Annotated in this window: 19 protein-coding genes and 2 pseudogenes; 12 read left to right on the top strand and 9 right to left on the bottom strand. The window is 67.0% G+C overall.

The genetic code is table 11. The annotated features are described in order from the left end of the window. From AC6EUH_RS09055 to AC6EUH_RS09045, 3 genes and pseudogenes are all read left to right on the top strand, one after another. On the top strand, positions 1–377 hold a 377-nt coding region (locus AC6EUH_RS09055), incomplete at its 5' end, for an acyl-CoA carboxylase biotin carboxyl carrier protein subunit (RefSeq protein ID WP_499738413.1). A 342-nt stretch (positions 378–719) separates the two neighbouring features. Continuing rightward, positions 720–3,617 (top strand): aminotransferase class I/II-fold pyridoxal phosphate-dependent enzyme, encoded by a 2,898-nt coding sequence (locus AC6EUH_RS09050; protein ID WP_499738412.1) that lies wholly within the window; start codon positions 720–722, stop codon positions 3,615–3,617. A gap of 1,017 nt (positions 3,618–4,634) precedes the next feature. Beyond that, positions 4,635–5,032: pseudogene (locus tag AC6EUH_RS09045) on the top strand (Tn3 family transposase). Positions 5,033–5,067: 35 nt separating this feature from the next. On the opposite strand, the gene AC6EUH_RS09040 reads toward AC6EUH_RS09045, so the two are convergent. The 3 genes and pseudogenes from AC6EUH_RS09040 to AC6EUH_RS09030 form a co-directional block, all read right to left on the bottom strand. Then, positions 5,068–5,739 carry an energy-coupling factor transporter transmembrane component T family protein gene (locus tag AC6EUH_RS09040; protein WP_056429334.1) on the bottom strand — a complete coding sequence of 224 codons (672 nt, stop codon included), beginning with the start codon at positions 5,737–5,739 and terminating at the stop codon, positions 5,068–5,070. Next, positions 5,736–6,416: pseudogene (locus tag AC6EUH_RS09035) on the bottom strand (energy-coupling factor ABC transporter ATP-binding protein); the annotation flags it as partial. The pseudogene AC6EUH_RS09035 and the gene AC6EUH_RS09040, both read right to left, overlap by 4 nt. Before the next feature lie 98 nt (positions 6,417–6,514). After that, a complete protein-coding gene (locus AC6EUH_RS09030; RefSeq protein ID WP_499738411.1) occupies positions 6,515–7,210 on the bottom strand; it encodes a biotin transporter BioY in 696 nt (231 codons plus the stop codon). Between the two features lie 277 nt (positions 7,211–7,487). On the opposite strand from AC6EUH_RS09030, the gene AC6EUH_RS09025 reads away from it, so the two are divergent. Beyond that, positions 7,488–9,086 (top strand): ABC-F family ATP-binding cassette domain-containing protein, encoded by a 1,599-nt coding sequence (locus tag AC6EUH_RS09025; protein WP_056429341.1) that lies wholly within the window; start codon positions 7,488–7,490, stop codon positions 9,084–9,086. Between the two features lie 191 nt (positions 9,087–9,277). Here AC6EUH_RS09025 and AC6EUH_RS09020 read toward each other — a convergent pair whose 3' ends face one another. The 4 genes from AC6EUH_RS09020 to AC6EUH_RS09005 are packed head-to-tail and all read right to left on the bottom strand — an operon-like array spanning position 9,278 to position 11,406. Further along, positions 9,278–9,754 (bottom strand): YbaK/EbsC family protein, encoded by a 477-nt coding sequence (locus tag AC6EUH_RS09020; protein ID WP_499738410.1) that lies wholly within the window; start codon positions 9,752–9,754, stop codon positions 9,278–9,280. A 3-nt stretch (positions 9,755–9,757) separates the two neighbouring features. Further along, complete coding sequence (locus tag AC6EUH_RS09015) at positions 9,758–10,648, bottom strand: SURF1 family cytochrome oxidase biogenesis protein (RefSeq protein ID WP_056429344.1); 891 nt, start codon at positions 10,646–10,648, stop codon at positions 9,758–9,760. After that, positions 10,649–10,897 (bottom strand): hypothetical protein, encoded by a 249-nt coding sequence (locus tag AC6EUH_RS09010; protein WP_056429346.1) that lies wholly within the window; start codon positions 10,895–10,897, stop codon positions 10,649–10,651. Further along, positions 10,894–11,406, bottom strand: coding sequence for a DUF3099 domain-containing protein (locus AC6EUH_RS09005; protein ID WP_056429348.1), 513 nt, complete (start codon positions 11,404–11,406; stop codon positions 10,894–10,896). The genes AC6EUH_RS09010 and AC6EUH_RS09005 overlap by 4 nt, the downstream gene beginning before the upstream one ends. Positions 11,407–11,556: 150 nt before the next feature. Between AC6EUH_RS09005 and AC6EUH_RS09000 the strand changes: the two genes are divergently transcribed. Together AC6EUH_RS09000 and AC6EUH_RS08995 are read left to right on the top strand one after the other, a co-directional pair. Beyond that, a complete protein-coding gene (locus AC6EUH_RS09000; protein ID WP_499738409.1) occupies positions 11,557–12,282 on the top strand; it encodes a beta-ketoacyl-ACP reductase in 726 nt (241 codons plus the stop codon). A gap of 141 nt (positions 12,283–12,423) precedes the next feature. Next, positions 12,424–12,843, top strand: coding sequence for an Hsp20/alpha crystallin family protein (locus AC6EUH_RS08995; protein WP_056429352.1), 420 nt, complete (start codon positions 12,424–12,426; stop codon positions 12,841–12,843). Here AC6EUH_RS08995 and AC6EUH_RS08990 read toward each other — a convergent pair. Continuing rightward, the gene (locus tag AC6EUH_RS08990; protein WP_235500196.1) at positions 12,840–13,217 is read right to left on the bottom strand and encodes a DUF5655 domain-containing protein; all 378 of its coding nucleotides are present in this window, start codon (positions 13,215–13,217) and stop codon (positions 12,840–12,842) included. The two genes, AC6EUH_RS08995 and AC6EUH_RS08990, sit on opposite strands and share 4 nt — an antisense overlap. 180 nt (positions 13,218–13,397) lie before the next feature. Between AC6EUH_RS08990 and AC6EUH_RS08985 the strand changes: the two genes are divergently transcribed. Next, on the top strand, positions 13,398–14,150 hold the full coding sequence (locus AC6EUH_RS08985) for an SDR family oxidoreductase (protein WP_056429353.1): 753 nt from the start codon (positions 13,398–13,400) through the stop codon (positions 14,148–14,150). A 91-nt stretch (positions 14,151–14,241) separates the two neighbouring features. Here AC6EUH_RS08985 and serB read toward each other — a convergent pair whose 3' ends face one another. Continuing rightward, entirely contained in the window at positions 14,242–15,159 is a 918-nt protein-coding gene (gene serB / locus AC6EUH_RS08980; protein ID WP_499738408.1) for a phosphoserine phosphatase SerB, read from the bottom strand. 155 nt (positions 15,160–15,314) lie between these two features. Here serB and AC6EUH_RS08975 point away from each other — a divergent pair, with 155 nt between their 5' ends. The 5 genes from AC6EUH_RS08975 to lplAB all read left to right on the top strand — a co-directional run bounded on the left by AC6EUH_RS08975 (position 15,315) and on the right by lplAB (position 19,438). Beyond that, positions 15,315–16,100 (top strand): ABC transporter ATP-binding protein, encoded by a 786-nt coding sequence (locus tag AC6EUH_RS08975; RefSeq protein ID WP_499738407.1) that lies wholly within the window; start codon positions 15,315–15,317, stop codon positions 16,098–16,100. A gap of 18 nt (positions 16,101–16,118) precedes the next feature. Next, positions 16,119–16,904 carry a sulfite exporter TauE/SafE family protein gene (locus tag AC6EUH_RS08970; RefSeq protein ID WP_056429358.1) on the top strand — a complete coding sequence of 262 codons (786 nt, stop codon included), beginning with the start codon at positions 16,119–16,121 and terminating at the stop codon, positions 16,902–16,904. Positions 16,905–16,973: 69 nt separating this feature from the next. Continuing rightward, entirely contained in the window at positions 16,974–17,783 is an 810-nt protein-coding gene (locus AC6EUH_RS08965) for a TrmH family RNA methyltransferase (RefSeq protein ID WP_499738406.1), read from the top strand. A gap of 182 nt (positions 17,784–17,965) precedes the next feature. Beyond that, positions 17,966–18,223 carry a type B 50S ribosomal protein L31 gene (locus AC6EUH_RS08960; protein WP_011691973.1) on the top strand — a complete coding sequence of 86 codons (258 nt, stop codon included), beginning with the start codon at positions 17,966–17,968 and terminating at the stop codon, positions 18,221–18,223. A 108-nt stretch (positions 18,224–18,331) separates the two neighbouring features. Beyond that, the gene (lplAB, locus tag AC6EUH_RS08955; protein WP_499738405.1) at positions 18,332–19,438 is read left to right on the top strand and encodes a lipoate-protein ligase LplAB; all 1,107 of its coding nucleotides are present in this window, start codon (positions 18,332–18,334) and stop codon (positions 19,436–19,438) included. Positions 19,439–19,649 lie beyond the last annotated feature (211 nt).

Genomic DNA, 19,649 nt, shown 5'->3' with positions numbered 1-19,649 from the left:
TCACCGTCGAGGTGGACGGCCGCCGGATGGCCATCGGGCTGCCCGCGGATCTCCTGGACGGCTGGGCCCGCTCCGGTCAGGCCCTTCCCGCCGCAGGGACAGCAGCTTCAGAGTCCGACGGCGCCACGCACGCCGGCGGAGACGCCGACCCTCGCGAACTGCGCGCCGGCATGGCCGGGACCGTGGTGAAATGGCTCGTCGCACCGGGCGCCGCAGTTTCGGCAGGGGATCCCGTCGTCGTGCTCGAAGCGATGAAAATGGAAACCCAGGTCGCCGCCCACCGCGACGGAACTGTAATCGGCCTCCTCGCCGAAGCCGGCGGCGTGGTGACGGCCCGAGCGGTCCTGGCACTCATCGGCCAGGGCGGGTTCCGCTGACGGCCGTTCCGTGGCCGTTCCGGCTGGAGCTCCTCGACGAGAAACCCTATAGCCAACGTCCTCGCAGCAACGATGACGACTCTTCGAAGGTCTAGCCGGCTCTCCAGTCTCGATCTTTCATGAATGTGTGGGCGGCGTGGTACGAACGTCCGCGAGCAGCCGACAGTGGACCGATTCCTCTTCGAGGACAGGCAGCCCCCGCGGCCTTGGGACCTCCCCACGGCCCAGCCAGCGAATTTCCAAGTCTCGGGCTGTGGTGCTTCGAGGTGTTTCATAATCCCCGCTCAGCAACAACACGCACTAGTGCGCATGGCGCACATGGGCAGACAAGGATGGAGAACCATGCCTCAGGGCCCAACCCCTGATTTCCAAGACAACCACCTCGAACAGGGGAGCCAGATCAGGGAACAATCATGCAACCCCGCAGACCGGCCGGTGCATGGACCTAGCGACGTATTCCACGACCGCACCGCGGACCTTCCCGTCGTCGTGGATGAAGGCTTGAACGAAGTTGTGACGGAGACGGTCGCGGCAACTCAGCCATTCATCGGGATACCCAGCAGCGTGTGGCGGCTGCGCAGCGATGCGTGGGAGTTCCTGGGCTACGCCACCAAGCAGTTGGCTGCTGCCGACGCGCCGGAGGCTTCGGTGAACGGCCTCCCGCGCGAGATCAGGCGGCTGCTCCAACTGCTGGAGGCGATAGAGATGTATTGGGCGTTCCCTGGGCACCGGCATATCACCCAGCTGCGCCAGCGCATCGACGCCGGGGACTACCGCAAGGCGCTTGAACTCATTGAACCCGTCACCCGGGGTTTCGCGAGATTGAGCCCCGGTGCTGAGGAGCGGGAATCCTCTCTCGAGAGGGATACCCCCGGTGCCGAGCTGCCCGTCGCGCAGGCCCCGGCGGAGGTTAGGCCGAGATTCGAGGTCCTCATCGTCGATGACATGTCCGCTACGGATCGGGACGCCCTCCAAGCCGAGATGCTCCGCCATCGCAGGCCTGCTGATGCGTTCATCTACGAGCTCACCGTAGTCTCGAGCTTTGAGGACGCGCTCGTGGCGGTGCTGTTGAATCCCGATATTCAGGCCTGTGTTCTTCGGCCGGGGTTCGGATCCACCACGCGACAGCGGCTGGGCCATGACCTGCGCGACTTCCTTGCCGGATTCGCCGGAGAGGACCTTGCCCCGTTGCGGCCCATCGAGCGGATCCTTGGCCTGGCGGACAAGATCGCGCAGCTGCGGCCCGAACTCGATCTCTACCTGGTCGCGGGCGTCTCTATCGAGCAGCTCGCCGGGTCACTGACCAGAAGGTTCAGCCGAATCTTCCGCCGGGAGGACAGCCTGGAGCTGCACCTGTCGCTGTTGCGCGGAGTGGCGGACCGTTACGACACTCCGTTCTTTACCGCCCTTCAGTACTACAGCAGAAAACCCGCGGGTGTCTTCCACGCGCTGCCAGTCTCCCGGGGCGGGTCTGTGGTGAACTCCAAATGGATCAAGGACATGGGCGAGTTCTACGGCCTCAACCTGCTCCTGGCGGAGACCTCGGCAACCTCCGGAGGTCTGGACTCGCTGCTTGACCCGCACGGGTCCATCAAGGAGGCCCAGATGCTGGCGGCCCGCGCGTTCGGGGCGCAGAAGTCGTTCTTTGTCACCAACGGCACGTCAACGGCGAACAAGATCGTCCACCAGTCGATCGTGGCCCCCGGCGATGTGGTCCTGGTCGACCGCAACTGCCATAAGTCACACCACTACGCGCTCATGCTTGCCGGCGCCCAGGTCGCCTACCTGGATGCCTACCCTCTGCACGAATACTCCTTCTACGGCGCCGTCCCGCTGGCCAGCATCAAGAAGATGCTGCTGGACTACCGCCGGGCCGGACGGCTGGCCGACGTCAAGATGATCGCGCTGACCAATTGCACCTTCGACGGCATCGTCTACGACGTCGAGCGGGTCATGGAAGAGTGCCTGTCGATCAAACCGGACCTGGTGTTCCTGTGGGACGAGGCCTGGTTCGCGTTCGCCGGCTTCCACCATGTCTATCGCCGCCGGACCGCGATGGCCGCGGCACGAAAACTGGAGGCGGCCTTCAAGGACCCCGCCTACACGCTTCGCCATGCGGCGCAGGTGAAGGAACTCTACGACCCCGACACGAACGAGCCCCTCGCCGACGAAGTGTGGATGAAGACCCGACTCGTGCCGGATCCGGCAACGGCCCGTCTGCGGGTCTACGCCACCCAATCAACGCACAAGACCCTCACCTCGCTGCGCCAGGGCTCCATGATCCACGTCTTCGACCAAGACTTCAGCCACCTCAACGAGGAAGCATTCCGCGAAGCCTATATGACGCACACCTCGACCTCACCGAACTATCAGATCCTGGCCTCACTGGACATCGGACGCCGACAGGTCGAATTCGAGGGGTTCGAACTGGTGCAAAAGCAGGCCGATCTCGCCGTCAGCATCGCCCAGGCAGTGGCACGCCATCCCCTCCTGAAGAAGTATTTCCGCACCCTCACCACCAAGGACCTGATCCCGGAGGAGTATCGCGAAAGCGACAGGCCGATGCCGCTTCGGGACGGGCTCGCGGCCATGGACGAGGCCTGGCGGCGGGACGAATTCGTCGTTGACCCTAGCCGCCTGACCCTATATATCGGCCTGACCGGCGTCGACGGCGACACCTTCAAACACGAATACCTCATGGACAAGTTTGGGATCCAGGTCAACAAGACTTCCAGAAACAGTGTCCTGTTCATGACCAACATCGGCACCAGCCGCAGCTCCGTCGCCTACCTCATCGAGGTTCTCGTCAAACTGGCCGAAAGCTTCGAAGACGAGCAGGCCGCACTGAGCCCGCTCGGCCAACGAGCCCACGCGGCCCGCGTCGCAGCGCTCACGAGCGCACCCCCGCCGCTGCCGGACTTCAGCCATTTCGCGGACCGCTACCGACGCGACCCGCACACCCCGGACGGAAACATCCGAGCGGCCTACTTCGAAAGCTACAAGCCGGGATCATGCGAATACCTTTCCCCGGCCGAGCTGAACCGGCGGGTAGCGGCGGGCCACGAGGTGGTTTCCGCCGGATTCGTTACTCCTTACCCGCCGGGATTTCCCATCCTGGTACCGGGCCAGGTCATCACCGCCGGGATCCTGGCATTCATGTCCGCACTGGACACCCGTGAGATCCACGGATACAACCACGAGCTCGGATACCGGGTAATGACTGGGGCAACTGCAAACTGATACGGGGGTCCGGACTGGTTATGACCGTTGATTGAGTACTCGGTATTCTTCGGATTTTCTAAGGAGTCTGTCGATGGGAGAGGCTGACTTTGTCGCTTTTGGGAATGGCTCGGGTGGTGCGGGAGTTTTTGTCGGCTGTGGTCGCCGGGAGCGTATCCGCTTAGGGTGAGAGCGCCACGGACGGTGAGCCAGGTCACGAACGAACCGGCTTGGAAAAGCTGCTGCCGGGCCGGGTATGCCGGAGAGTTGCCCAGCGGTCCTTCCTTTGCCGGCTTTGGCCCGAAGTTTGCGGAGTTGGTGCCAGGTGGCGAAGCGGTGCAGCACCCGGGTGTGTTCGGGTGGCTGAGGTTTGGTCAGACAAGCAAGCCCGCTTTTGGTCCGTTGCATCGTCAGCATTCGGTCGAACAGCGGGGCCAGGGGCGGGTGGATGCGGCCCGTGACGTCATCCAGCAGCGCGGCGAGCCTGTCGGCGAGGGTGCATCTGGGGCAGAGCCGTCCGGCGAGCAGGGGTCCTTCAACGCGGCAGCGGTCGCTGGAGAAGTCGCGGGTGATCCCCGCACAGTCGCGGCAGACCGGCATCCCTGTGGCGTTGCGGCCCGGCAGCAGCCGTTCGGTCCGGCAGCTGGGGCAGGATCCATGTGTGCTGTGGCCTTGTCGAAACAGGTCCGGCAGATCGGGCCGTCCGACCAGTTGGCCGCTTTCGCGGCCTGTCGGCTGCAGCAGGCACAGCTGCGTATATGCCAGCGCTCAACCTTCTCGCGGGTGTCGTAGGCGGGGTTCACCGCTCCGGGGGTGATCCTGGCCCGCTTGGGCCGGATGGTGGCGGCAAAGTCCACGACCTCGGCGCCCGCGGCGGCCGTGCGGCGCGGTGTCACGGCCTCTGCCTGAGTGGCGATCAGCTACGCGGGGTCACTCCCAGAATGTCGCAGAGCGCGGCTAGGACCCGCAGCGAGAGCCGCTCGGTGATCCGGGTGACCAGCCGCCAGACCTGCACTCGCCCTGCGGGCGCTGGGCAGAATGGAACGGACCCTCTTCCTCCTGGACTGGCTCCAGGGCCCCGGCCTGTGCCGTAAAGTCACCGCAGGCCTGAACAAGGGCGAGGCCCGGACCACCCTCTCCCGAGCCGCTTATTCAACCGGCTCGGCGAAATCCGCGACCGTTCCTTCGAGCAGCAGCGCTACCGCGCCAGCGGGCTGAACCTTCTCACCGCAGCCGTCGTTCTCTGGAACACGGTCTACCTTGACCGCACCGTCGCCACCCTGACCAGCAACGGCTGTGACATCGACCCGGACGTCCTGCGGTTCCTTTCACCGCTGGGCTGGGAACACATCAACCTCACCGGCGACTACACCTGGCCACGCGCCCACATCAAACCCGGAGAATATAGGCCACCACGACGCCCGGCAAGACCTTAGCGTCGGATATATCACTTTTTCGCAAGCCACCCCTATTAGGGGAGGGAATGTCCAGCGGCGGGGGTGGCTGGCGGGGCATGTTCCCCGGTCTCGTGCTCACCCAGTCCCCGGGCCGCGAGGGCCTCGCCGGTCTGCCGGGCGAAGGCCACCGTGGTGATAAAGACCGGGAGGATCAGGGCCCGGGGGTTGCGCTCCAGGCCGCGGGCCCGGGCGGAATCGCGGACGTCACTGTAAGCGCCCGCGATGAACGGGATACTCCGCAGCATGATGGCGATGGTTAGGGCAAAGCGTTCCGGATCCGCGCCGAACCGCCGGAACGGCTGCGCCAGGGAGGCTACCCCGTCCAGCAGCCGCTGCACCGGAGTGGTGGCGGTCAGGATCGATGCCGCCACAATACAGACCAGCACATTGAGCACAATCCGCGCCGCCGTGGGGCCGCCGAGCTGCCACCACTGGAACAGGCCGATGGCCGCGAGGACCGGCAGCACGGGACGGACAGCCCGGAACAGCCGCCGGAAGCCTGCCCCGCTGAGCAGGAACAGGGCACACATCAGCACCAGGGCTGCGGCCGCCACCACCCAGTCCACGATCAGGAACGATGCCATGCCGCAGGCAAGCACCAGGAGAAACTTAAGCCACAGTGGCGCGCGGTGCAGCAGGGAGTTCCCCGGCACGTAGTTGGCGAACAGGAATCCGTGCCCGCTCACAACTGCTCCAGTCGCGGCTGACTGACGTGCGGCTGATTGAGGCGCGGCCGGTCCGGCCCCGGGCCTGGAGCAGGGAGAGTCTCCGCGCAGATGGCCCGGTAGTGGGCAACAGCGGCGGCCGGGCCGCCGTCGAACACCACCGACCCGGCGTCGACGACGAGGACCCGGTCAAGATCCAGGGCGAGGTCGAGGTCGTGGGTGGAGAGGATAACCTGCTGGCTGAGTCCGGCCAGGGTCCGCCGCAGCAGTTCCCTGTTGCGCAGGTCCAGCAGCGTGGAGGGCTCGTCCAGGACCAGCACCTCCGGGTCCACGGCGAGGACGGCCGCGAGGGCCAGGAGCTGCCGTTCCCCGCCGGACAGCTCGTAGATGCTCTGGTCGGCCAGCGGCAGCAGCCCGAAACGGTCCAGGGTCCCCTCCGCCTGGCTGCTGCGTTCCCGCGCGTTCCGGACCGAACGCCGGAGGGAGAGCTCAACATCCTCCCGGCCCGTCGGCATCACCAGCTGGGACAGCGGATCGGTGAACACGAAGCCGACGCGCCGGCGTACCTCCCGCACCGCGCGGACCGTGTCCGAGCCGTCCACCGTGACGGTGCCACTGCTCGGCGCCACGAGTCCGTTCAGGAGCCGCAGCAGGGTGGACTTGCCGGAACCGTTGGCGCCGATCACGCCGATCCGCTGCTCCGTGAGCCGCAGGCTCAGCTCCCCAAGCAGGGTTTTGGGCGCGGGGCGGCCGTCGACGGCCACCCGCACCGCAGCCCGGTCCAGCACGATGGTGCTCACGGCCGGCTGTCCGCCTGGGCGCCGACAGCGGGGGCCGCGGATGCGCCGCCGGGAGTCCCGGAGGTCCGGATCCGGCGGATCAGCAGGTCCGGGAATGCTTTGTGCAGGGCAAGCGCAACGGTCACGGCCAGTGCGTTCTTGATCACATCTCCGGGGTAGAAGACCAGGTCGGCGAGGAACGCCTTGGAGAAGTCCAGCTTCGCGTTGACCATCATCCCGAGGATGCCAAGGCCGTGGATAAAGATGATGCTGCTCACCATTGCGGCGGCGAACAGCAGGACGGCACGGAACTTGCCGGGACGGCCTGCCGTGCGGCGGAGCACGACGACGGTCAGCCAGCCCACCGCCGTGGCCGCGAACACAAAGCCGATGATGTAGCCCGCGGAGGGGCCGGCAAGGACCCCGAGGCCGCTGCGCCCGCCGCTGAAGATCGGCAACCCGGCAAGCCCGAGGAGGACGTAGAGCCCGACGGCGGCGAACGCCCTGGCGGGGCCCAGGGCCAGGCCCGTGAGCATGACGGCGAGCGTCTGCAGGGTGATGGGGACGCCGAGGCCGCCTACCGGAATGGCGGCGATCAGGGCGGATCCTGCCACCAGCGCGGCGAAAACGGCGATCAGTCCCAGGTCGGTGGCGTTCCAGGGGTTACGGCGCCGGGCGGGAGTGGCGGCAGCGGTGCCGTCGGTCTTTGTCATGGGAGTTCCTATCGCGGGTGAATCGGGGACCTGCTTCTCATTTTGACTCTACGAGCATGGCGGGCGGGGTTTTTTGTAGGTGACCCACTAACCGGCGGCCCTGTTGCTGGAGGGCGGCACCAAAGCGTCCCGGATGCTCCCGGAGCGGCCCTTGTCATGGGGCGGAGGCCGGGCCGGTAGACTGGGAGAGGCCGTCCTCTCGGCCACACTGCCCCGGCCCCTTCCAGATTCCACCGTTGTGCCGCGGCGTTCCCTGTTGTGAAAGGCCTTAGCTGCATTGATTACCGTCCAGGATCTCGAACTGCGCGCCGGCGCCCGCCTCCTTATGGACCAGGTGAGCTTCCGGATCGACAAGGGAGACAAGATCGGCCTTGTGGGCCGTAACGGTGCAGGCAAGACCACACTGACCCGGGTGCTCGCGGGCGAAGGCCTTCCGGCCGGGGGCAAGGTGACCCGCACCGGCGAGATTGGCTACCTGCCGCAGGACCCGCGCACGCCGGACATGGAACAGCTGGCCCGTGACCGGATCCTGTCCGCCCGCGGCCTGGACATCGCCGTCGGGAAGCTCCGCGTGGCCCACGAGGAAATGGCGAGCGACGACGCCGACGTCCAGCGCAAGGCCATGAACCGCTACGACCGGCTGGAATCGGAGTTCCTGGCCGCCGGCGGCTACGCGGCCGAGGCCGAGGCCGCTGCGATCTGCTCCAACCTGGCTCTCCCGGACCGGCTGCTGAACCAGCCCCTGAAGACCCTGTCCGGTGGCCAGCGCCGCCGCGTGGAGCTGGCCCGCATCTTGTATTCGGACGCCGAAACGATGCTCCTCGATGAGCCCACCAACCACCTCGACGCCGACTCCATCGCCTGGCTCCGTGAGTTCCTGAAGAACCACCAGGGCGGTCTGATCGTGATCAGCCACGACACGGAACTGCTCGAAGCCACCGTGAACAAGGTCTTCCTGCTGGATCCGAACCGCGCGCAGATCGACTTCTACAACATGGACTGGAAGCGCTACCTGCAGCAGCGCGAAACGGATGAGCGTGCCCGCAAAAGGGAGCGCGCCAACGCGGAGAAGAAGGCCCAGGTCCTCTTCGACCAGGCCAACAAGATGCGCGCCAAGGCCACCAAGGCCGTGGCCGCGCAGAACATGGCCAAGCGCGCCGAGCGTCTGCTGGGTGGCCTTGAAGCCGTGCGCGCGACCGACCGCGTGGCCGCCCTGCGCTTTCCGGATCCGTCGCCCTGCGGCAAGACCCCGCTCACCGCGGACGGCCTCAGCAAGTCCTTCGGTTCGCTAGAAATCTTCACGGATGTGGACCTCGCGATCGACCGCGGCTCCAAGGTGGTCATCCTGGGCCTCAACGGTGCGGGCAAGACCACCCTGCTGCGGATGCTCGCCGGCGTCGACAAGCCGGACACCGGCGAAGTCGTCGCCGGTCACGGCCTGAAGGTGGGTTACTACGCCCAGGAGCACGAGACGCTCGACGTCGACCGGACGGTGCTGCAGAACATGCGCTCCTCCGCCCCGGACATGAACGACGCGGAAGTGCGGAACATCCTCGGGTCGTTCCTGTTTTCGGGTGACGACGTCGACAAGCCCGCCGGTGTGCTGTCGGGCGGCGAGAAGACCCGCCTGGCGCTGGCGACCATTGTCGCCTCGAGCGCGAACGTGCTGCTCCTCGACGAGCCCACCAACAACCTTGACCCGGCCAGCCGCGCCGAAATCCTCGGAGCCTTGAGCAACTACACCGGCGCCGTGGTGCTGGTGAGCCACGATGAAGGTGCCGTTGAGGCGCTGAATCCGGAGCGTGTGGTGCTGCTGCCCGACGGCGTCGAGGACCTGTGGAACGCGGACTACCTCGACTTGATTACGCTGGCGTAGGCCGGGTGGGCGGGCGCGCGCCTCGCGTTCCGCTTCGCGGCTCGCCCGATTTGCCGCGTGCTCGCTCGTACACCCCACCGTCTCCCTAACCTCGCAAGCTCGGCCAGGGAACCCGGACGATGGGGCACTCGCTTAGACGCACGCTACGCAAATCGACCGCACCGCTGCGCTGGCGGGCGTCGTCACCTTCGTTACCGGACCGGCATTTCCTGGGCTTCGGTGATGCGCTGGAGTTCTCTGTAGCTGATGGAGAACATCGAGTGGTGGTCGCCCGCTCCGGCCCAGAGCACGGGGTGGGCCGAGAGGGACTCGTCCAGCAGGGTCTGGATCTTTTCCGGATGCCCCACGGGGGCCACGCCGCCGACTTCCTGGCCGGTGTGTTCCAGGACGAACCCGGGGGAGGCGCGGCGGATGCTGCCAGTGCCCAACTGCGCGGCGACCTTCCGGACATCGACCCTGGCGGCCCCGCTGGCCAGGATCAACAGCGGAGCGCCCTCGAGGTCGAACACGAGGCTGTTGGTGATGGCCGCGACGTCGCAACCCAGCGCAGTGGCCGCGGCAGCCGCCGTCGGGACTGTCGAAGCGAACACCGTCACGGTGTCCTCGGCGCCCAGCACCGTCAACGCGCGCTTCACCCGGGCCACCGGCTCCGGCACCACGAGGTCCATTCCTCAGAACCCCTGGGCGTCGAGGATGGCGTCTTCCTCTTCCTCCGCGGTCGCGTTCTTCCGCTTGCGGGGGAGCGGACGGCGGCGGGCCACCGGGCCGCTGGAGTACATATGGCCGCCGGCAGAGGCCCCGTCGCCGGCCTGCGCTTCGGCGTCTTCGGCGTCGATGGCCGCGTTTCGGGCCTGCTGACGGGCGGCGTACCCGAAGCCGACGAACATCAGCACCCCGAACGCAAACCACTGCAGCGAGTACGACAGGTGTGTGCCCTCCTCGGTGGACGGTTTCGGGAACGGGAGGGGCATCTCCGCCACGGCCGGGCTCTCGGACGCCAACTGCCCGTACGCCCCCGTCAGCAGGGGGTAGCCCAGCTCGGTCGAGTAGGCGGCGAGGTCAATGGAGGCCAGCTGCCCGTCCGGGGCGCCGCGCTGAAGATCCGGCTCGGCCGGTTTGAGGCGGGCGACGACGGTCACGGTGCCCTGCGGGGGTGCGGGAACCGTGTCGGGCCGTCCCGGGTTGTTGTTGCCGATCGGCAGCCACCCGCGGTCGATGATGACGGTCTCGCCGGATTCCAGCCGGAAGGGGACCACCACCTCGTAGCCGGGCTGGCCGTTGAGCGGCCGGTTGCGGACTATGCGCTGTCCGGCGACGTCGTACCTGCCCTTCAGCTCCACCTGGGTCCACTCGCGTTCCGGCGCGAGGGAGCGGAACTGCTCCTTGACCTCGGCGAAGGGTACCGGCGTGGCGGAATAGTTGGACGTGACGCGGCTGATCTCGGCGAGGGTCTCGGCGCGGCGGTCCATCTGCCAGCGGCCCAGGCCGACGCAGGCAGCGGCAAAAATCGCGGCAAGCAACAGGTATCCCAGCCACTTGCTGGAGAAAAGAAAACGGTACATTCAGCTTGCCCTGCCTGCCGGGTTCAGTGCCACAGTTTCCTTCCAGAGCCCCCGGGTCTGCAGGTAGTCCTCGAGCCAGGCCCGATGCTCTCCGCAGGCGAGCCAGATCTTGCGCCGTTCCGGGGTGTGGATCTTCGGGTTGTTCCAGAGCAACTGCCATTCGGCGCCGCTCCGGCACGCTTTGCGGGAGCAGACGGCGTCGGCCGGCCCGGCCGCCCCGCCGTTCCCGGCCAGGTCAAAAAGACTCACGACGCCGCCCGCCCCCGGCCGCCGTCGTCCCCGGCGTCTCCTGCGGTATCTCCCGCGCCGAAGCCGGGGCCGCGCTCCGGGACGTCCTCGATGGGGGAGTCCTCGTCATCGACGAGTTCGCCCTGCAGCAGCGTCATCGAGGGGTCGTCCGTCTCCGGGGCGCCCGGTACCGAGGGGGCCGGCGCGTCGAGTTGGGCCAGTGGCGCGTAGTCCAGCAGCGAGTCGGCGTGGACCTCCGCCTTGTCACTGCCGTTGGCAATGATGACGGCAAACCAGGGCAGGAAGACGGCCCCGATGACCGGGAGGATCTTGAGCCAGCCGTCCACCACAAAAATCAGGATCAGGCACACCATGCGGATGCCCATCGCCACGGCGTACTTGATCATCCGCTGGCGCATCTCTTCAGAGTGCGCCGCGGAGGCGTCCGTGATGCTGTGAACCTCGGAATCACCGGATGGGACGTCCGGGTTTCCGGGCACAGGCACACCGTGCTGGTTTTTGAGTGTCAAGGCTGTCAGATCACGCTCCCAAGGCTTACTCCAATTCTCTCACCAACGGCAGGGCCGCCCAAACGCGGCCCTGCCGGGCGCTAAGATCGGAGGCAGGAAAATCCCGACCCCACCGCGGCGCCCCCCGCCGCAGAATTCCGGAGCCCCAGCATGTCTGAAACAGCAACCGCCGGCCGCAGTGTCCTGATCACCGGCGGAAACCGCGGAATCGGCCTCGCCATCGCCGAAGCCTTCCTCGCCAACGGAGACAAGGTGGCCGTCACCTACCGCAGTGAATCCGCACTCCCCGACGGCATCCTGGGTGTCAAGGCCGACGTCACGGACGAAGCCTCGGTGGACGCCGCGTTCACCGAAGTAGAGGCTGCCCATGGCCCCGTCGAAGTGCTCGTGGCGAACGCCGGCATCACCAAGGACACCCTCCTGATGCGGATGAGTGAAGACGACTTCACCTCGGTCATCGACACCAACCTCACCGGCGCCTTCCGCGTGATCAAGCGCGCGTCCAAGGGCATGATCCGGGCGCGCAAGGGCCGGGTGGTCCTGATTTCCTCCGTCTCGGGTCTCTACGGCGCGCCCGGCCAGATCAACTACTCGGCGTCCAAGGCCGGCCTGGTCGGCGTCGCCCGCTCCCTCACCCGCGAGCTGGGCGCCCGCGGGATCACCGCGAACGTGGTGGCACCGGGCTTCATCAACACGGACATGACGGCGGAACTGCCCGAGTCGACCCAGAAGGACTACCTGTCCAAGGTGCCCGCCGGCCGCTTCGCCGAAGCCTCCGAGGTTGCCAACGTGGTCCGCTGGATCGCCAGCGACGAGGCCGCCTACATCTCCGGCGCGGTCATCCCGGTCGACGGCGGCCTGGGGATGGGGCACTAGCCGGCAAACCGGCGCGGGCGGCGCCCGCCGGGGCAGCCACGTCAGGACCTTTTGCCCTTTAGCCCGGTGTGCTCCGGGGTGTGTAATGGGGCTACAGCCCCTCACCGCACCGGGCAGGGGCATGGATCCGGGAGGACAATCATGGCTGAACTTAACAAGTGGGTGCCGTCGGACGTGCTTGAGCCGATCAAGCGATTCCTCGACGGCGACCTCACCATGTCCCCGTCCATCAAGGTGGAGCAGTTCCAGGACGGCGAAACCCTGGTGGTGCGGGCGGAGGTGCCCGGGATCGATCCGGACAGGGACGTTGACGTCTCCGTGAGCGAGGGCATGCTGCACATCCGGGCCGAGCGCGAGGAGAAGACCGAGCACAAGAGCAAGGACGGGTACCGCTCCGAGTTCCGCTACGGCTCGTTCATGCGCAGTGTCGCCCTGCCTCCGGGGGCCAAGGAGGAAGACATCACCGCCACGTACAAGGACGGTGTCCTCGAAGTCCGTGCACCCGCCCCGGCCACGCCGCCGGACACCACGGCCAAGAAAATCAGGATCGACCACACCTAGCCGGCGTTGGCCCGCGCCTCCCGCAGCCAGTCCAGGACCTCCCCGTCGAGTTCGTCCACGGTATTAAGCTCCAAGTGATGCATCCACACCCCGGGGGACGGGTGGGCTACTTCTTTGAACCGCGGGGATTCCACCAGCCGCGGGAGCGCGATGGACAGAACGGCCGGGACACTGGAGCGCACATACCGGCCGGGCCGCCACAGATAGGCGAAGCCTCGTTGCGCCCGAAACGTCACCTGGCTTTTTGTGGCCCGGACCGCGGCCGGAGTGGGCGTGGCCAGCAGTTGCTCCACGGCCCGGAACAGCAAAAGGCCGCGCGGCGAGCCGTTGAACACCTCTTCCGGCGTCGATTCCTCGCTCAGGCCCCGGGGCACGGGGCCTCCCGGTGCCGCGTACTCGGCGATGTCATGCCCGCGAGCCTACGCCCGCCGGCGGTGCCGCAACTAGCCTGAAGCAGCTTCTTTGTGGGACCCGAACAACCGAAATGGCCTGCGCCGCTGGCATGATGGACTGCAGACCCACCGTTTTTGGACGTTTGGAACAAAGGAGCTCGTATGGGACTGCTGGAGAACAAGACCGCAATCGTGACCGGTTCATCGCGCGGCATCGGCGCTGAAGTCGCCAAGATCCTCGCCGGCGAGGGCGCCGCCGTCGTCGTGAATTACCGCCAGAAGGCCCCGCGTGCCAACAAGGTGGTTGCCGAGATCGAGGCCGCCGGCGGCCGTGCCGCAGCCGTGGGCGCCGACCTCACCACCCAGGAGGGCGTTCAGGCCCTGGCCAGCGCCGCGATGGAGAACTTCGGATCGCTCGACGTCCTGGTCCTCAACGCCTCCGGGGGCATGGAATCGGGCATGGAGGAGGGCTACGCCCTCAAGCTCAACCGCGACGCCCAGGTGAACATGCTCAACGCCGCCGTGCCGCTGATGCCCGAGGGATCCCGGGTGGTCTTCGTGACCAGCCACCAGGCCCACTTCATCAACACCGTGCCCACCATGCCTGACTACGAGCCGGTGGCACGCAGCAAGCGCGCAGGCGAGGATGCACTCCGCGGCCTCGTTCCGAACCTGGCCGAGAAGGGCATCTCCCTGGTGGTCGTCTCCGGCGACATGATCGAGGGCACCGTCACGGCCACCCTGCTGGACCGCTCCAACCCGGGCGCCATCGAAGCCCGCCGCGCCGAGGCCGGGAAGCTGTACTCGGTCACGGAATTCGCCGCCGAGGTCGCCAAAATGGTCACCGCCGACGTCGAGTCCGGCCACACCGAGTACGTCGGCGGGTCCGACTACTTCGACAAGAGCAGGAACTAAGGACCGGCCGTATACGCCGAACACGCGACTATCACGCGACACTAAGGAAGGCCGGGGCAACTGCCCCGGCCTTCCTTAGTGTCAGTGCCCCTCACACGCCGGCGATGTGCCGTACGACGTCGAGGTACGGCAGGTTCACGGCGGCGTCCGCCACCGCGCGAACCGCCGGCTTCGCGTTGAACGCCACGCCGATCCCCGCGGCACCGAGCATGTCCAGGTCGTTGGCGCCGTCGCCCACGGCAATCGTGTGGGCCATCGGGATGCCTTCCCTGGCGGCCCATTCGCGCAGGTATTTCTCCTTCGCCGCCCGGTCAATCACCTCGCCGGTCACTTTCCCGGTCAGGGCGCCGTCGGCGATTTCAAGTTCATTGGCGATCCAGTAGTCGAGTCCCAGTCCCTCGGCAATCGGCTGCAGGATCTGGTTGAATCCGCCGGAGATGACGGCCACCACGTGGCCCGCGGCCTGGAAAGCGGCCACGAGTTCCGCCGCGCCGAGACTCAGCGTCACTTCGGCACGCACGGAATCGACGACGTCGGCGGGCAGCCCGGCGAGTACCGCCACCCGTGCGTGCAGGCTCTCGGCGAAATCCAGCTCGCCGCGCATGGCGGCCTCCGTCACGGCGGTCACTTCTTCACGCTTGCCGGCGTAGGCGGCCAGGAGTTCGATCACTTCCTGCTGGATCAGGGTGGAATCCACGTCCAGGATGAGGAACTTCCGCTGCGCATTCCGCAGAGAGGCGGGGACAATGGCCGTGTCCACTCCGGCGGGCAGGTTTTCCGTCGCCGCGCCGCGGAGTCCGGCGAGTGCTGCCACTGCGGTTGCTCTGTCGTCCGCGCCGGCGGCCGGGTCAACGCTGCCGTCCACTGTGTAGACCTCGTAGCGGGAGTCGCCGGTGCGCGTCTCGGCGTCGAGCGTCAGACCCGCAGCGGTGAGCAGCGACCGGAGCCGCTGCACCTCGGGAAGGGTCAGTTTCGGGGCATAGCTCACTGCGGTCACCTTGAGGGTCATGTCTGCAATCCTAGCGATCAGGCGGATCGGGATCCGAATTCGTTGCGCTCCGGTGACGCCTCCGCGGCCCGGCCGCGGGCGCCGGACCAGCCCCCGGCGCGGGCACGGCGTTCCGGTTATCAGTCGCCCGCTTTTATGTCCTAGTGTCTACTCCTATGAGTGATGTTCTTGAATTGGCCGCCGTCAGCGTTGTGCGTGGGGCAAAAACCCTCCTGGACAAGGTCGACTGGCAGGTCCGGGAAGGCGAGCGTTGGGTGATCCTGGGTCCCAACGGTGCCGGCAAGACCACTCTCCTGCAGATCGCCGCTGCGCGGCTCCACCCCACCACCGGGATGGCCGGCATCCTTGAGGAGATTCTCGGCGCCGTCGACGTGTTCGAACTCCGGCCCCGGATCGGCCTGTCCTCGGCAGCCCTGGCCAACCAGATCCCGGAACACGAGAAGGTCCTCAACGTCGTCGTGACCGCCGCCTACGGGGTCACCGGACGCTGGCGCGAGGGTTACGAAAAGGACGACGAACGCCGCGCCTTCTCCCTGCTGAACGAGTGGGGTATGGGTCCGCTGCTCAACCGGCCTTTCGCGTCGCTCTCCGAGGGTGAGCGCAAACGCGTGCAGATCGCCCGCGCCCTGATGACCGACCCTGAACTGCTGCTCCTCGACGAACCCGCCGCCGGACTGGACCTGACCGGCCGCGAGGACCTCGTCTACCGACTCAGTGAACTGGCCCGCGACGAGACCGCCCCGGCGATCGTCCTGGTCACCCACCACCTCGAAGAGGTTCCGCCCGGTTTCACGCACGCCATGCTGCTGCGCGACGGCGGCGTGGTGGCCCAGGGTCCGATCGAAGGCGTCCTCACCGCGGAGAACCTGAGCGAGACCTTCGGGCTGCCCCTGGACGTCAGTGTCACCGCCGGCCGGTACACGGCCACCGCCCGCCGCTGAGCGGGCCGCTGACAGCGCGTGGAGTTCCTCAGTAGCGTCTTCATCTTCTTTGCCGGGCTGTGGGCCGGCACTATCAACAGCGTCGTCGGTTCCGGCACCCTGGTGACCTTCCCGGTGCTGATCGCCCTCGGCTACGCGCCCGTCACTGCGTCCATCAGCAACGCGATGGGCCTCGTGGCCGGGAACGCCACCGGCGCGTGGGGCTACCGCAAGGAGCTCACCGGACGCGGGAAGCAACTGCTTAAGCTACTGCCAGCCTCGCTCCTGGGCGGCGTTACCGGGGCCTACCTGCTGCTGCACCTGCCCGAGGAAGTCTTCCACTACGCCGCCCCCGTCCTGATCGTGGTCGCCCTGCTGATGGTGGCCTTCCAGCCCAAGCTGCAGCAGTGGGTCCGTAACCGGGAACAGAACCCCGAGCACGCCATCCGGGACCGCGGCCACAGCGTCATCCTGGTGGTCCTGGTGTATCTTGCCGGCGTGTACGGCGGATACTTCGTCGCAGCGCAGGGCATCCTGCTGGTCGGGATCCTGGGCGTCTTTATGACCGGGACCATGCAGAACGCCAACGCCATGAAGAACATCCTGGTCCTCGGCGTGAACGTCGTCGCCGCAGTCTCCTACCTGCTCTTCGCGTTCGGCCGGATCGACTGGACCGTCGTCGGGCTGATCGCCGTGAGCTCGCTGATCGGCGGTGTGATCGGCTCCAAAGTCGGCCGCCGGCTGTCCCCGGTGGTCCTGCGCGGGGTCATCTTCGTCCTGGGCCTCGTCGCCCTGGGGTTCATGATCGCCAACCTGTTCAAGTGACCCGGTCCCACGGCTCCTAGTAATCCCCCCACATATTCCACTGATACCTCCCGCTGAAATGGCCCGCCAGTGACTTTCCACCACCTTGACTCCGCCGACGACCCGCGGGTCTCCGACTACACCCGGCTCACCGATGTGCACCTGCGCAAGCTCCGTGAACCCGCCGAGGGCATGTACATCGCCGAGTCCTCCCGGGTGCTCCGCCGCGCCCTCGCCGCGGGGCACCGGCCGCGGTCGTTCTTCCTCGCCGAGAAATGGCTCGAGGATCTCGCGGACGTCTTCGAGCAGCACCCTGACGTCCCTGTCTATATCGGTTCCGCCGCGCTCCTCGAGGACATCACCGGCTTCCACCTCCACCGCGGCGCGATGGCGGCCATGCAGCGCCCCGACCCGGTGCCGCTGCCCGAACTCCTCGCCGGGGCGCGGAGGGTCGCCGTGCTGGAGGACATTGTGGACCACACCAACGTCGGCGCGATCTTCCGTTCCGCCGCGGCCCTGGGCGTCGACGCCGTCCTGGTCTCGCCGCGCTGCGGGGATCCGCTGTACCGCCGCAGTGTCCGGGTCAGCATGGGAACGGTGTTCCAGGTGCCGTGGGCGCGGCTGGAAAACTGGCCGGGGGACCTGCAGGTTCTCCGCGACCAGGGCTTCACTGTGGCCGCCTTGGAGCTCACAGGCGACGCCGTGGACCTCGATGAGCTGGCCGCCCGCCAGCCGGAGCGGCTCGCACTGGTCCTTGGCACCGAGGGTGCCGGGATGAGCGCGGGCACCCTCGCCGCCGTCGACCTCGCCGTGAAGATCCCCATGCGCGCGGGCGTTGACTCGCTCAACGTCGCCGCGGCGTCCGCCGTGGCGTTCTGGGAACTTCGGCCGCGCAACTGAAGCACGCAGCCGCACCTCCTGCAGGCAAGGCTCCGCACGGCCCTGCACCGCGCCGCTGGTCAGGCGGCGAAGGCGCCGGTTTTCCGCTATGATGGGTAGCTGGCCGTCCGGTGCATTCCGCCGGCCATCCCATTCATACCTGGCAACTGGCAAAATCCAGTTGTGCGAACAAAGGTCCAATTATGAAGTCCAATACTCACCCGAAGTACGAAGCTGTTGTTTTCAACGACCTGGCTTCCGGCGTCAAGTTCCTGACCAAGTCCACTGTGTCTTCCAAGAAGACCATCGAGTGGGAAGACGGAAACACCTACCCGGTCATCGACGTCGAAATCTCCTCCGAGTCCCACCCGTTCTACACGGGCAAGCAGCGCATCATGGACTCTGCAGGCCGCGTCGAGCGCTTCAACGCTCGCTTCAAGGGCTTCGGCGGCAAGAAGTAACTTCTTCCCCAAGGTCTTAAGGAAAAGCCCGCACCGGTTACGGTGCGGGCTTTTTGCGTCTGCCACCATGGTGCCTCCAGAACGCCGCGGCGTGGCAGGATTAAGGTCATGACGACCCTTCGCCCCGTTCCCGGTCCCAGCAACGCTGACGACGGCGGTACCCGCCGCCACGGGGAGTACAAGGTCCCCGGCGGCAAACTGGTAGTCGCCGACTTCGACTTCGTCGACCGCGTCCTGACGAACGTCTCGCTCAGCGGCGACTTCTTCCTGGAGCCGGACGAGGCGCTGCTGGAGATCAACCGGGCACTCACCGGCCTCCCGGCGGACTCCGCTGCGGCGGACATCTCCGCCGCCGTGGCCGCGGCCCTGCCCGCCGACGCCGTCCTGTTCGGCTTTTCCGCCGACGCCGTGGCGGTCACCGTCCGCCGCGCCCTGGCCAAGGCCACCGGCTGGGCGGACCATCACTGGAACATCATCGGGCCCTCCGTGCTGCCCACCCACGTGAACGTGGCCCTTGACGAGGTCCTGACCGAAGAGGTCGGCGCGGGCCGCCGCAACCCGACGCTGCGGTTCTGGGATTGGGAAGAGCCGTCCGTGGTGATCGGCAGCTTCCAGTCCGTCCGCAACGAACTGGACCCCGCCGGCGTCGAACGCCACGGCATCAGCGTGGTCCGCCGGATCAGCGGCGGGGGAGCGATGTTCATGGAGGCCGGCAACTGCATCACGTACTCCCTGTACGTGCCGCAGACCCTCGTGGACGGCATCAGCTTCGCTGACTCCTACGGCTTCCTGGACGCGTGGGTGATGGCTGCCCTTGAGAAGATGGGCATCAGCGCCTTTTATGTGCCCCTGAACGACATCGCCACCGAGCAGGGAAAAATCGGCGGCGCCGCGCAGAAGCGGCTCGCGAACGGCGGCATGCTGCACCACGTCACCATGAGCTACGACATCGACGCGGACAAGATGGTGGAGGTCCTGCGGATCGGCAAGGAGAAGCTCTCAGACAAGGGCACGCGGAGCGCGAAGAAGCGGGTGGATCCCCTCCGCCGGCAGACGGGCCTGGCGCGGTCCGAGATCGTCGCGGCCATGATGGACGTCTTCGCGGAACGCTACGCGGCGACGCCGTCGGAGCTCACCGACGGCGAAATCGCAGCGGCCCATCAGCGGGTCGAGGCCAAGTTCGGTACCGCGGAGTGGCTGCACCGGGTCCCGTAGGCCCCCGCGCGCCCCACAGATTGCATCCCACCGGCCCCCCGACTGAGCCGCCGCTGCCCTCAGGGCGCCTCGGGTAACGGCCATTCGTGTCAGATGGGTGGCCGGCCGGGCGGCGCTCGTGACCGATTCACCACAACTGGCCGCTACACCGACCCGCTTAGCGGCCGTACGTGTCAGAAGTGCGCACCGCGGGATGCGCTCGTGACCGATT

Source organism: Arthrobacter sp. 001422645 (assembly GCF_059816125.1).
This window is presented reverse-complemented; position numbering and strand designations above follow the sequence as displayed.